The sequence below is a fragment of the Candidatus Gracilibacteria bacterium genome, from assembly GCA_041658685.1.
Classification (GTDB): domain Bacteria; phylum Patescibacteriota; class Gracilibacteria; order UBA1369; family UBA12473; genus JBAZZS01.
Map to the genome: position 1 here is coordinate 66112 of JBAZZS010000003.1, position 13660 is coordinate 79771.

General features: G+C 46.3%; 8 protein-coding genes. 1 reads left to right on the forward strand and 7 read right to left on the reverse strand.

Annotated features, from left to right (window positions below; genetic code table 25):
- Nucleotides 1–4: 4 nt before the first annotated feature.
- The 6 genes from rpsL to WC882_04845 all read right to left on the reverse strand — a co-directional run bounded on the left by rpsL (nt 5) and on the right by WC882_04845 (nt 11495).
- The gene (gene rpsL / locus WC882_04820; GenBank protein MFA5842956.1) at nt 5–430 is read right to left on the reverse strand and encodes a 30S ribosomal protein S12; all 426 of its coding nucleotides are present in this window, start codon (nt 428–430) and stop codon (nt 5–7) included.
- A gap of 126 nt (nt 431–556) precedes the next feature.
- Nucleotides 557–4372, reverse strand: a complete 3816-nt coding sequence (gene rpoC / locus WC882_04825) for a DNA-directed RNA polymerase subunit beta' (protein MFA5842957.1) — start codon at nt 4370–4372, stop codon at nt 557–559.
- Nucleotides 4373–4446: 74 nt separating this feature from the next.
- Nucleotides 4447–4971, reverse strand: coding sequence for a single-stranded DNA-binding protein (gene ssb / locus WC882_04830; GenBank protein MFA5842958.1), 525 nt, complete (start codon nt 4969–4971; stop codon nt 4447–4449).
- A gap of 49 nt (nt 4972–5020) precedes the next feature.
- A complete protein-coding gene (locus WC882_04835) occupies nt 5021–8737 on the reverse strand; it encodes a DNA-directed RNA polymerase subunit beta (protein ID MFA5842959.1) in 3717 nt (1238 codons plus the stop codon).
- Nucleotides 8738–8971: 234 nt separating this feature from the next.
- Entirely contained in the window at nt 8972–10564 is a 1593-nt protein-coding gene (locus WC882_04840) for a hypothetical protein (protein ID MFA5842960.1), read from the reverse strand.
- 184 nt (nt 10565–10748) lie between these two features.
- The gene (locus WC882_04845) at nt 10749–11495 is read right to left on the reverse strand and encodes a sugar phosphate isomerase/epimerase (protein MFA5842961.1); all 747 of its coding nucleotides are present in this window, start codon (nt 11493–11495) and stop codon (nt 10749–10751) included.
- Between the two features lie 122 nt (nt 11496–11617).
- On the opposite strand from WC882_04845, the gene WC882_04850 reads away from it, so the two are divergent.
- On the forward strand, nt 11618–12289 hold the full coding sequence (locus tag WC882_04850) for a hypothetical protein (GenBank protein MFA5842962.1): 672 nt from the start codon (nt 11618–11620) through the stop codon (nt 12287–12289).
- A 9-nt stretch (nt 12290–12298) separates the two neighbouring features.
- On the opposite strand, the gene serS is transcribed toward WC882_04850, so the two are convergent.
- A complete protein-coding gene (gene serS / locus WC882_04855; GenBank protein ID MFA5842963.1) occupies nt 12299–13591 on the reverse strand; it encodes a serine--tRNA ligase in 1293 nt (430 codons plus the stop codon).
- Nucleotides 13592–13660: the final 69 nt, after the last annotated feature.

Sequence of the window (13660 nt, forward strand, 5' to 3'; positions counted from 1 at the left end):
AATTTTAGATTTTAAATCACTTTTTTGGTTTTTTTGCTCCGTAAAGTGAGCGGGATTGCTTGCGATCTTTGACTCCTTGAGTATCGAGAGAGCCACGAAGAATATGATAGCGAACACCCGGGAGGTCTTTGACGCGGCCCCCGCGGACAAGAACCACGGAGTGTTCTTGAAGGTTGTGTCCTTCGCCGGGGATGTAAGCATTGATTTCAACTCCATTGGTGAGACGAACACGAGCGATTTTTCGAAGAGCGGAATTCGGTTTTTTCGGAGTCATGGTTGTGACTTTTACACACACCCCGCGTTTGAGCGGACAATTCAAATCAATGGGTCGGTTCTTGATGGTGTTAAAAATGCGGAGCAACGCCGGAGATTTACTCTTTTTTTTGGGAGTTCGGCGATTTTTTCGAACAAGTTGGTTGATGGTTGGCATGTAGGAAAGGGGTTTTGAATTAGGAATTAGTATTCAGGGATTGAGAGAGAAGTCTCTCCGCTTTGGTTCTGGCTTCGGGACTGTAATTGAAAATTAAAAAGAAATCAAACTATTTTGGAATGAACCTTACATGGGATCTTGTTCTTTCACTCCATGTCGTTTTCGGAAAACTTCTCCGGCCGGGATGAGTTTTCCGATGATGACGTTTTCTTTTAATCCTTCAAGTCCGTCCACACGACGGGTGGTGGAAGCCTCCACAAGTACGCGAATGGTTTCTTGGAATGAGGCGGCGGAAAGCCAACTGTTGGTTTGGAGAGAAATGCGAGTCAGACCCAAGAGTAGACGTTCGCCCTTGGCCGGCATTTTGCCTTTCTTTTTGAGTTCTTCACAGTTTTTCTCAAAAGAAATATTGTCGATGATTTCTCCCGGAAGATAGGTGCTGTCGTTAGGATCGGTGACACGCAATTTGGAGAACATTTGGCGCACAATGATTTCAATGTGCTTGTCGTCGATGTTCTGCCCTTGCGAGGCGTAGATCTTTTGGACTTCATGGAGAATGTATCCTTCCGCTTCTTCGATGCAAGAATATTTCATGATTTCACGAAGGTTTCGATGGCCTGTGGTTAACCCTTGGCCCGGCCCCACAAGATCTCCATTTTTTACGAGAGGAGATCGGCCTCCCGGAACTTTAAGCAATTCTTTGACCGCTTCATCGCTTTCAATCGTCATTTTATCGGCATCGAGTTTAACCACTTTTCCGTTTTCATCCGCCTTTACCGTCATTTTGGTTTCCGGATTTTCCGCTAAAACATCTTTGGCTTTAAAGCTTTGACCCACTTTGAAATGCGCTTTGGCTCCGGAAGGAAGAGCGTAAACTTTTGTGGTTTGCTCTTCCGAAACGATGGCGATTTCCATGGTTTTTCCTTTGTGGATGATTTTTACGCGGCCCGTTTGTTTGGCTAACAAAGAAGGACTCTTTGGGGGACGCGCTTCAAATAATTCTTCTACGCGAGTCAACCCTTGAGTGATGTCCCCGCCTTCGGCCACCCCTCCCATGTGGAAGGTTCTCATGGTGAGCTGGGTTCCCGGTTCTCCGATACTCTGTGCGGCGATGATTCCCACCGCGGTTCCCAGTTGAACCGGACGATTGTTTCCAAGATCTCGGCCGTAACACATTTGGCAAATTCCATTCGGTGTTTGACATCCGAGAATGTTGCGTACAAACACTTCTTCGATTTTAGCGGCTTCGATTTTTTCCAATACTTCGGGTGAAATTTCCATATTTTTCTTGGAAATAACTTTATTTGTGGAAGGATCTCTTACTTCTTTGGCTAAAATACGGCCAAGGATGCGTTTCCCGAATTCTTCTCCAATTTCTTTGCTTTGAGCTCGAGAAATGGGGAAGGCTTGCGTGGTGCCGCAATCTTGTTCCTTGATGACCACGTCTTGGACCGCATCGACCAAACGGCGGGTGAGATACCCGGCTTCGGCGGTTTTAAGAGCGGTGTCGGATTTTCCTTTGCGTCCTCCGTGAGTGGCAATGAAGTATTCCAAGATACTGAATCCTTCTTTTAGGTTGGCTTTGATCGGGAGTTCGATGGTTTCTCCAGCCGGATTGGCTACGAGCCCTTTCATTCCGCAAAGCTGCGTAACCTGGCCCCAGTTTCCACGAGCGCCGGAGTCAACCATGTAGAAAATATCATTATTGGGAGAGAAGTTTTGAATCATTATTTTGGCAATGTCGGATTTGGTTTGAGACCAGATTTTGATGGTGTGGTCATAGCGTTCTTTATCCGTGACCATTCCTTTCCAATATTGATTGTTGATTTTCTTGACCATTTCCGAGGCTTCTTCCACAATTTTTTCTTTTTCTTTTGGTACGATCATGTCCGCAAAGCTGATGGATAGCCCGGAGACGGTGGCGTACGTAAAACCGGTTTTTTTGATTTTATCGCACGCTTCGGCCGCCACTTCGGTACCGTGAGAGTTGTAGATTCGGGCGATGAGTCGAAGCAATGCTTTTTTGGTCATGGGCTCGTTGAGGTAAGCCATATCTTCGGGCAAGAGGTCGTTGAAAATCATACGACCCACCGAGGTTTCTCGAATTTCTCCTTTGACGCGAGCTTTGATCAAGGCTTGGAGGTGGACGTATCCGAGTTGATACGCGAGCAAAGCTTCATTCAAATTTCCAAACACCATTCCTTCCCCTTTTTTGCCGGCATGGGTTTGCGTGAGGTAGTAACAACCGAGCACCATATCTTGCGTGGGGTTGACCACCGGTTCTCCGGCGGATGGTTTCAATAAGTTGCGGCGAGAAAGCATGAGCATATTGGCCTCTTCTTGAGCCTTTTTTGAAAGGGGAACGTGCACGGCCATTTGGTCTCCATCAAAGTCGGCGTTGAAAGCCGGACAGACGAGGGGATGGACCATGATGGCTTTTCCTTCCACCAAGACCGGTTGGAAGGCTTGAATTCCAAGGCGATGTAAGGTTGGAGCGCGATTGAGCAATACAAAATGTTCTTTGGTGACTTGTTCGAGGATGTCCCACACCTCTTTTTTCCCGGACGTGATGAGTCGTTCGGCGTTTTTGATGTTATGAGCGTAGCCGTCTCGGATGAGTTGGCCGATTACAAAAGGTTTGAACAGTTCGAGGGCCATGGTCTTAGGCAATCCGCATTGATGCATCTTGAGGTGAGGTCCGACCACAATCACGGAACGACCGGAGTAGTCGACGCGTTTCCCGAGTAAATTTTGACGGAAACGACCTTGTTTCCCTTTTAACATGTCGGACAGGGAACGCAGTTTTCGTTTATCTCCGGTGTTGAATACGGCGCGAGTTTGGCGGGCGCTGTTGTTGAGTAAAGCGTCCACGGCTTCTTGAAGCATTCGTTTTTCATTGCGGCAAATGACCTCGGGAGCGCCAATGGACATGAGTCTTTTGAGACGATTGTTGCGGTTGATGACACGGCGATACAGATCGTTTAAATCCGAAGCGGCAAAACGACCTCCATCGAGTTGGACCATGGGACGAAGATCCGGCGGGATCACGGGGAGCACGGTCATGATCATCCATTCGGGTTTGATGTTGGCTTTCATTAATCCTCGCATGAATTTAATGCGTTTGGTGAGTTTTTTGTGCTTTTGGCCACTGGCTTTTTTGAGTTGTTCGGCGAGTTCATCCGTGATTTTGGGGAGATCCATATTTTTAATCACTTCACGGATGGCTTCGGCCCCGGTTCCGGCTTTGAACACATGTCCGAATTTCATGGACATGTCGCGGTAGGAAAGCTCGGTCAAGATCGAACCCACTTGCAAGTCGTGCAATTCTTGACGTGCGGTGTTGTGTTTAAGGGTGAGTTCTTCGATTTCGTAAGCCATGCTAGATTCGAGTTTTTGGCGTTCTTCGTCGGTCTTGGTTTCTTCCTGTTTCTTTTTAAAATCGCGTTGAATTTGAGATTTGTAATTTTTGAATTCTTCCTTGAGTTGTTCGTAGGTTTCTTCCTTTGATTTTTCTTCCACTTGGGTCACGATGTAGGCTGCAAAATAAACCACTTGTTCAATGGTTTTGACCGGGAGATTGATTAAAAGTCCGATACGGCTCGGGGTTGAACGAAGGAACCAAATGTGCGTCACCGGCACCGCGAGTTTGATATGCCCCATTCGTTCGCGGCGGACGATGGAACGGGTGACTTCGACTCCGCATTTTTCGCAAATAACTCCTTTGTAACGGATGCGTTTGTATTTTCCGCAGTAACATTCCCAGTTTTTGGTGGGACCGAAAATACGTTCACAAAACAGACCGTCCCGTTCCGGTTTTTGGGTGCGGTAGTTGATGGTTTCCGGTTTTTTAACTTCACCGTGAGACCATGACAACATTTCTTCCGGAGAAGCCACGGAAATGGCGATTCCACAGAAGTCGATGGGGGTTTGAGGAGTGGGCATGAGTTGGGGTTAGCGATTAGCGTTGAGAAAATGCGAGGAGGGAAGAAGGCCGAAAATTGCCTTTCAATTTTTGCTTAAAGACCAAGGTCGGCATCGATGATGTCGTCTCTTTTTTCGGATTTGGGTTTGTCTTCAACCGGGATGGATTTGGGTTCCGGGCTTGGAGTGGGTTCAAAATGATCTTCTCCTTCCGGGGAATTTTCACCTTCAAATCCGCCTTCATCAGCTATGGCTTGAGAAACTTCGAGATCGGCTTCTTCGCCGTCACGTCGTTTTTCGAGCATGATCATATCTTGAATGACCACTTCGGTTTTGAATTTACGAATGCCTTCCGGAGTGTCCCAGCTGCGGGTTTTGAGATAACCTTCCACATAAAGAAGTTTCCCTTTGCGAACGTATTTTTCGCAAATTTCGGAAAGGCGAGCCCACGCCACGACTTCGTGGTATTCGGCGGAAGATTTTTTTCGGCCGTCCGAAGTGATCCATTCGCGGTTTGTGGCTAAACCAAAAGTGCAGACGGTTTGTCCGCTTTGTGTTTTTCGGATTTCCGGGTCGCGAGTAACGTTCCCGATGATGATGACCTTGTTAACACTTCTCATTGTGAGTGGTTTTAAGGATTAAAAAGAAATTAAGTGAAAAATTTAAATATTAGAGTTTTTCTTCTTCATGTTCGAGGATTTCCTCGGGGTCTCCGGAGGCTTCGATCACAGGATCTTTTTCGTCTCCTTCGACCAAATTCTCTTCTCCAAGCTCGTCTTTGAGATCATTGATGAGGGGAACCTCTTCTGCCGGGGCTGCGACCTCAATGTCTTCCATTTCTTTTTCTCGAGGATCGATGAATTCATCTTCATCTTCCGCTCCGGGGGCCTTTTCAATGAGTTCTACGTTGAGCCCGAGACTTTGTAATTCTTTAACCAATACGTTAAAGGATTCCGGTGTACGCGGTTTTCGGATGGCTTCGCCTTTTACAATGGATTCGTAGGCTTTGGCGCGGCCGTACACATCATCGGATTTGATGGTGAGCATTTCTTGAAGGATATGGGAAGCGCCGTAAGCTTCGAGAGCCCAGACTTCCATTTCCCCGAAACGCTGACCTCCGTGTTGGGCTTTTCCTCCGAGCGGTTGTTGGGTGACAAGTGAGTAGGGTCCGACGGAACGAGCATGAATTTTGTCCTCAACAAGGTGATTCAATTTCATCATGTAGGCGATTCCGACCGTGGTTTTGCGATCAAAGGGTTCGCCGGTGCGACCGTCGTACAATTGAATTTTCCCATCGTCGGGAAGGTCTGCTTTTTTTAACATTTTTTGAATTTCTTCGGTGGGAACTCCGTTTAAAGCCGGAGTGGCCATTTTGATGCCGAGTTTTTTGCACGCCCAACCCAAGTGGGTTTCCAGGATTTGCCCGATATTCATACGACTCGTGACCCCTAACGGGTTGAGCACGATGTCAACGTGTGTTCCATCCGGGAGATAAGGCATGTCTTCTTGAGGTACGATGATTGAAATGACCCCTTTGTTTCCATGACGTCCGGCGACTTTGTCTCCGACTTCTATTTTTCGGGTTTGGGCTACGCAGACACGGATTTGTTGGATGACTCCGGTGGGGAGTTCGTCTCCGGCATCGCGATTGAAGATTTCAATTTTAACGACTTTTCCTCCTTCTCCGCCGGGGAGGCGGAGCGAGGTATCTTTCACGTCACGAGCTTTGTCTCCAAAAATGGCACGAAGTAAGCGTTCTTCAGGGGTTAGTTCGGTTTCTCCCTTGGGGGTTATTTTCCCGACTAAGATGTCGCCTTCTCTGACCGTGGCGCCGATGCGCACAATCCCGGTTTGATCGAGATCTTTGAGGCGAGCTTCTCCCACATTGGGGATATCCGGCGTTACCACTTCGGGCCCGAGTTTGGTGTCGCGCACATCCATGGTAAAGGTTTCGATGTGCACGGAACTGAAAGAGTCTTTTCTGATTAAACGATCGGAAATTACGACCGCGTCTTCGAAGTTGTACCCTTGCCAGCTTAAGTAAGCGACAAAGAGATTTTGTCCCAGAGCGAGATCTCCTTCGTCGGAACAGGCTCCGTCGGAAAGCACGGTGCCCTTACTGACGCGTTGGCCTTTTGCGGCTTTGGCACGTTGGTGATAACAGGTGGCTTGATTGGTTCGAGCGTAGACGAACAGGTTGTAGGTTTTCTTTTTTCCATTGTCATACATCACGGTGACTTGGTCGGCGTCCACACTGGAAACCGTTCCAGGGCCTTCGGCCACGATCACTTGTTTAGAGCTTTCGGCTGCGGTTTTTTCCATTCCGGTTCCGACCAACGGGGTCGTGGGGGACAACAAAGGAACGGCTTGGCGTTGCATGTTGGAACCCATGGAAGCGCGAGTGTTATCGTCGTGTTCCAAGAAGGGGATGAGAGCGGTGGAAGTGGAAATGATTTGTTGAGGAGAAACGTCGATGTGGGTGAGATCCCGAATGTGAGACAAAATCGGTTCGTTGTTTTTACGAGCCGCCACACGATTCTTAGTGAATTCGCCGTGTTCGTTGATTTCGGAATTGGCCTGAGCGATTAGGAGCTCTTTTTCATCTTCGGCATCGAAATAACTTACCACTTTGCCGCAGAACGCGACCACCTTAACTTCATCCGTGGTTTCTTTGGCAATGCGTTTGGCGAGTTTTTCATCGATTAGGGTATCGGCTTTGGCGATGACATTTCCTTTTTTATCTTTTACGTCCGCGTCCAATGTATGATTTATGAGTTCTTTTTCAATGGGTTTCACGGTGTGGCAAACTTCACGGAAAGGAGACTCAATGAATCCGTATTTGTTGAGACGGGCGTAGCTGGCCAAGTGGACGACGAGACCGATGTTCGGTCCTTCCGGAGTGGCGACCGGGCAGATGCGACCGTAGTGAGATTGATGCACGTCGCGAACGTCAAAGGAGGCACGTTCTCTGGAAAGACCTCCGGGCCCCATGGCGGATAAACGGCGTTTGTGTTCGAGTTCGGCGAGCGGATTGGTTTGATCCATGAATTGCGATAACTGAGAGCTGGCGAAAAATTCACGGAGCGCTGCGGTGATCGGGCGAGAGTTGACAAGATCGGTCGGGGTTACGGTTTCGAGATCCATGACGGTCATGCGATCTTTGGCAATACGCTCGGTACGCATTAAACCCACGCGGAATTTGTTTTGAACCAATTCTCCGACCGGGCGAATGCGACGATTGCTCAAATGATCGATGTCATCGGGTTGCATTTCGCCCCCGTTGAGTTTGAAGAGATGTTTTAAAATTTGAAGAAGATCCGGGATTTGGAAGGTGTGATATTTGCGATTATTGGGAGTATTGATTCCAAAACGGCGATTCAATTTATAGCGAGCCACGGCACCCATGTCGTATTTATGATAATCGAAGAACATGGATTGAATGAGGCTTTTTGCGTTTTCCGGAGTGGCCAAGTCGCCGGGACGAATTTTTCGATAAATGGCTTTGTAGGCTTCATCCACGGTTTTTGCCGGGTCTTTGTCGAGCGTGATTTTGATGTGATTCAACATTTCGTCCTTAATATCGTCGTTGAACAAGGCGAGCATTTCTTCATCTTTGGTGTATCCGAAGATGCGAAGTAAGCTGGTGATGTGAATCTTGCGTTTGCGATCGATTTTTACGGTGACCACGCCTTTTTTGTCGGTTTCGATTTCAAGCCAAGCCCCGCGCTTGGGGATGATTTTGGCATTGCAAAATCGGGGGGCGGCCGCGTTTCGAGAGAAAAACACGCCCGGAGAACGTACGATTTGGCTGACCACCACGCGCTCGATTCCGTTGACGATGAAACTTCCTTGTTCGGTCATGAGGGGGATTCCTCCCAAAAACACATCTTGTTCTTTGATTTCACCGGTTTCTTTGTTGATGAGTTGGACATGGACTTTGAGGGGCGCTTCGTAGGTCAGGTTTTTTTGCTTGGCTGTGTCGGCGTCGTATTTGGGTTCTCCGATGGAGTGATCCAAGAAATGGAGTTCCATTTTCTTCCCCGAGAAGTCGGAAATGGGGGAAACTTCATCGAGAAGTTCACGAATTCCTTCATTTAAAAACCACTTACAAGAGTCGGTTTGAATTTCAATTAAGTTGGGGATGAGTGATTCGGCTTGCGGGTTCAAAAAAACTCGGTCCTTGAGTTTGGGCGGCATGGCGATTTTTTCGGAAAGAGAAGTGTCTTCGTGTTTGGCTTTGGGCGTAGAGGTTTTGACGGGCTTGGTCGGTTTTTCGGATTGTTTGACGGTTTTTTTGGAAGGGGCGATTTTAACGGGCTTTTTTGGGGCTGATGTTTTTGATGTTGGTTTTTTATTTTTGGAGTGAGAAGCGTTTTTTGGCGTCATTTTGAGAAAAAAAGGAATTGAATAAATCCGAGGTCCCGTCTAAAGGACGCGTTTCCCTTTTCAGTCGTAACACATTCATATCGGGGAAAACGCATCGTTTATATTACTTAAAGAACAGGTTATGTCAAAAATAAAGCCAATGCCAAGTAAAAAATCTATTGCAGATTTATCGGAATGTTGCGTAATCATGTTCTTTGGTGGGGCTTTAGTAAGCCAAGCCGGAAGGAAGAATTTTTAATAAATCGTTTTCAGGTAACATGACTCACAGTATACGATTTCCGGTCTATTCGGCGCGTAGGTGGTTTGAATTTCCACGTTGCATTTGGCGCACTGCCTATTCCACAGTGTTCGCGGATTGCGTTTTGTCATTCGGGAAAGATGTCGGCAATTCGGGCAAATTGAGGGAAGCGGAAGTTTCATTAAACGATAGAATTTAAGCTCTTGGACAACCGTCAGGTATTTTTTTCCGCACAGGGCGCAATTGAAAACTTCATTTGTATTTGGATGATTTTGCTCTGTAAAATTTGATATATTTTTTATTTCCCAGTTGAAACCTTTTGTAATTATTTCTTGTTTGGAGGAGGGGAAAAAGTCTTCCGCCAGAGATTCATTGTAGTCAAACGGAGACATATTTATCGGGAAAAATTCTCCCCACTCTCCGGTTTTTTTCATGTGCTCAATGATTTTTATCCTGAGCTTTTCGTATTCTTCTTTTGAATATTTTGTATTGAGAATGCAATATTCATGCCCTTTCATCCCCACGCAACCCAAAAGATTTTTGGAATTAAAACAAAAAATACAATACGTGCAGTAGGACGCATGTTCTCCGGCCACAAAGAAATTACAAGAATAATAATCTCCCCCTCCAATGCATTCATAACACATTTGCGCTTCTGCGGCCCGGGTCATGTCGTGGCAATCGGTGTTTTTATAGGTGTCTTGATTGTAATTACAGTCTTGCAAAATATCGCTGTAAAAAGAATTTTGCGTGTTTTTACAGTGAACGAGTCGATCGCCGGTGCATTGGTCGCAATTTATTAAAAAGAGTGCGCGTCTGGGGATTTTTAAATATATATTTTGTAAATCTTTTATAAAAGATTCGGCATTGAAGTTTTTTATTTTTTCTTGATATGCGGCTTCCGTTAGCGGTTCATTTAAAAAGCAGAATTTTTGATGGCGTAACCCCACACAGCCGAAACAGTTTGAACAAGAGTGGCAGTCGTAACAATAATGGCAAGTGGTTAGTACGGAGGAGTCTTGGCAATGCGTGGATTGGTACATTTTTTTACAATCGATAAGTTCGTAACACAGTTCAATGTCATGGGAACCCAAAATATCCATGGAGTTTTTCGCATAGTTGGTCCAATTTGTATATAAACAATCTTCCATATAACCCGAGCCGGAACATACATAACAGTTTTTTGAATGATCTTGGTAGGTTGTGTATTCGCAATTCTCGGATTGAAAACGATACCCTACGGCTGGGTGCGGCACCGCAAGTAGAAGTTCTTTGTATTGGTCAAAAAAAGGGCGCGAAAAATCAAATACTTTGCCATAATTTGTCTCGTCCCATTTATTGCTCCACCAGGCATCTTGTTGATATATTTTGTATGGTTTCTCCGGCGAATAAATAGAAATTATGGATTGTTTTGTCAGATCACAGTTGCGACGATACAAATTTCGTTCATTGCGGAATGCAAGGCGTGTTTTTAGGCGGCAGTCCGGGCAACGTTTTGGGGATGAAAGATTAAGCTTTTCGTAAAATTTATGATCAGAGTCATTGATCTGAAAGGATTTTGCGCATTGTGTGCAAGTTTGAATGGTCATGGGTTTTTAATAAATCATTTTTATTCGGAATACAATATAAAAAATAAAGCCACACATGAAGTGTTAACGGAATGTGTTTGAGAAGAATCTGAAAATAAACCATTTTCGACATCTACGTGAAAAATTAGCGGTTGACTGAAATTCAATCGCTACTCAAGGGCACTTCGCTTCGCTCGTGCCTGGCCTATTGATTCAAATATTTTAAGCAATATTTAAGGCTGTCTCCGAGGCTTTCCATCATTTTTTCTCTATGGCCTACGTGGAAATTGGAGGGTTTGACACGGAGGGAAATCACGCCTTGGAAATCGTCTTGTTTCAATTTGGCGAGAAAGCTTTCCAAAGGCAAAACTCCCACTTCCGGGGCGGCATAGGGTTTGCCTCGATACACGTTGGAAAGGTGAATGTGTACAAGAAATTTTTGAAGGGCTTTGTACACGCGAATGAGGTCTTCCTTTTTTTCCGCCACACGAGAGGTGTCGAGGGAGGCGTGTTTGAATTTTTTAAGCTCATTGATGCTGTTCATGGCGTTTTCCGGAATAAAGCCGAGCATGGTTTTGGAAGCTGCGTTTTCTAAGGCAATGGAGATGCTTTCTTTTTGGCGAATTTTTGGGATCACGTTTTTGACCCATTTGATGAGTTTGAGGTCGAAGATTTTTGGAGATTGGATGATGACTATTTTAACCCCGAGTTTTTTGGCCATGGTCACTGAGTCTTCCACGCCACTTTCAGATGTTTTTTTCGGAGCTTGAACCACAAGAACCGGGAGTCCGATTTGGTCGACCAAGGTTTGGACGTAGTCTGCGTCGCAAGTGTCGAAATCCGCAGGATCCATGGCTAAGTTAATGCCGTTGTATCCGGCGTCTTTTGCAAATTGAAAGATGCGGGCGAGTCCGTAACCTTTGAGGCATTCGGTGGAGAGGGCGAGTAGCATGGGGGAGGGGGAGTTAAATGACTATTTTCTTCGTAACATTATACCTGTTTTTTAGGGGAGGAGCAACCGGGTTGACAAAATTATATAAAAATCTATTATTATCTCCTTTTAATATAGAATGTATGGGTTTACGAGAGTCTTTTGATTCTGTTTTGGATCAGGTGGGGCAAGTGGCGCGTACGATGGCTGTGCCGGTGATGTTGGCTGTGATGCCGGGATGTGCGGGGCCCGCTCCTTCCACTCTTAATGAAAATTCAAATCTAGGGGAGCAAGAGCTAATCCATGAAAATCGAGAATATTTAGATCCGGCAGTTATCCCTTCTTCTTCTATTGATTCTCGTTATCTTTTACTTATACAAGGAGATATACAAACGGCTATGAAAAGAGTTTTAAGCCAGGAATGTACAGATCATGGATTGGAATGCACTTCTTTTTTATTTTTTGTTGAAGGAGGGATTTTTAAACAAAAGTATTTACCAAATACTTCAGGTTATACATTAATTCCTGTTGGTATGAGGTGCGAGGATCCAGAAAGTACCGAGACTGTTTCTTGCACAACGGTATGTGCTGAATATCAAAATGGCGTTAATTTTAGCGGATTTACCGTTACCGGGATTGGACTGGATTCTTCTGTGGGTTCAACGGTTCGAAAATCAATGGAGGGACGAGGGATGAAAGAAACACTGGATTTAACTCCTGTTTTTAAGGGCCCCCCAAAAAAATCTCCAAAACAAGAAGATCCTGGTTCAAAGGATCGCCCTAGATATTCGAGTAGCGCACGGGTTCCGGTGTAAGCGAAGTTTTTATCGAATCTCCTTTTTTCCTCCCATCCACGGTTGCAATACCTCGGGGATTTGGATCGAGCCGTCTTTTTGTTGGTAGTTTTCCAGGATGGCGACCAGGGTTCGGCCCATGGCGCAGGCCGTGCCGTTTAAGGTATGTATAAATTCGTTTTTCCCGGTTTTGGCGTCTTTGTAGCGAATTTTTGAGCGGCGGGCTTGGTAGTCGGTGCAATTGGAGCAGGAGGTGAGCTCGCGGTATTTCCCTTGGGACGGGATCCAGGCTTCGATGTCGTATTTTTTGGCAGCCGGATAGCCGAGATCGCCGGAGCAAATGTTTAATACTTGATACGCGAACCCGAGTTCGGTCATGATTTCTTCTTCAATACTGCGAATGAGTTCGTGTTCGGCCCATGATTTGTCCGGGTGGCAAAAGCTGAACATCTCGATTTTGTCGAATTGGTGGACGCGGATGATGCCTTGCGTGTCTTTGCCTGAGGCCCCGGCTTCGCGACGGAAACAGGTGGAGAATCCGACGTAGCGCAACGGGAGTTTTTCGGGGTCGAGAATTTTGTCCGCATGAATCATGGTGAGCGGAACTTCGGCCGTGCCTACCAAATAGAGATCGTCGTTGTCCTTGTCGTTTTCGTCAACTTTTGGATTCACATGATAGATTTCACTGCGGTCTGCAGGGAAAAATCCGGTGGCGAACATGGCGTGCTCGCGGACCAGGACCGGCGGGATCACAGGAGTGAATCCTTTTTTGACGAGTTTGTGGATCACAAATTGCATGAGCGCGAATTCGAGCAAGGCCGCGTCTCCCATGAGGTAGGCGAATCGGGTTCCGGACATGCGCGCCGCGTCTTCGATGTTGAGAATCTCGAGGTTGGTGCCGAGCGCCACATGGTCTTTGACTTCAAAGTCGAACTTTTTGGGTTTGCCGTGCGTTTTTTCGACTTTGTTGCCGCTTTCATCCGGGCCTTCGGGCGTGGTGGAGTGGGTGAGGTTGGGGAAGTTGAGAAGCAGTGCGTTGAGTTCGGCTTGAATGGCTTCTTGTTTTTCGTGGGCAATTTTTTCTTCTTCCCCGACTTTTTTCATTTCTGCGATGGCCGCTTGTTTTTCTTCTCCTTTGAGCTTCGCGATTTTGTCAGACGCTTCATTTTTTTGGGCTCGAGCGGATTCTACCTTTTTAAGATTTTCTCGATTTTGGGCGTCGAGTGCGATGACTTGGTCCACGGTTTTTAGGTCGCGGTGGCGTTTTTTGAGGTCAGCGCGGATGAGATCCGGGTTGTCACGAAAGAGGGCGAGGTCGAGCATGGGGGAAATTTTTAATTTTAAATTAGGGATATGCCGGTACTTTAGCGGCAAAAAAAATCCATTGCAATC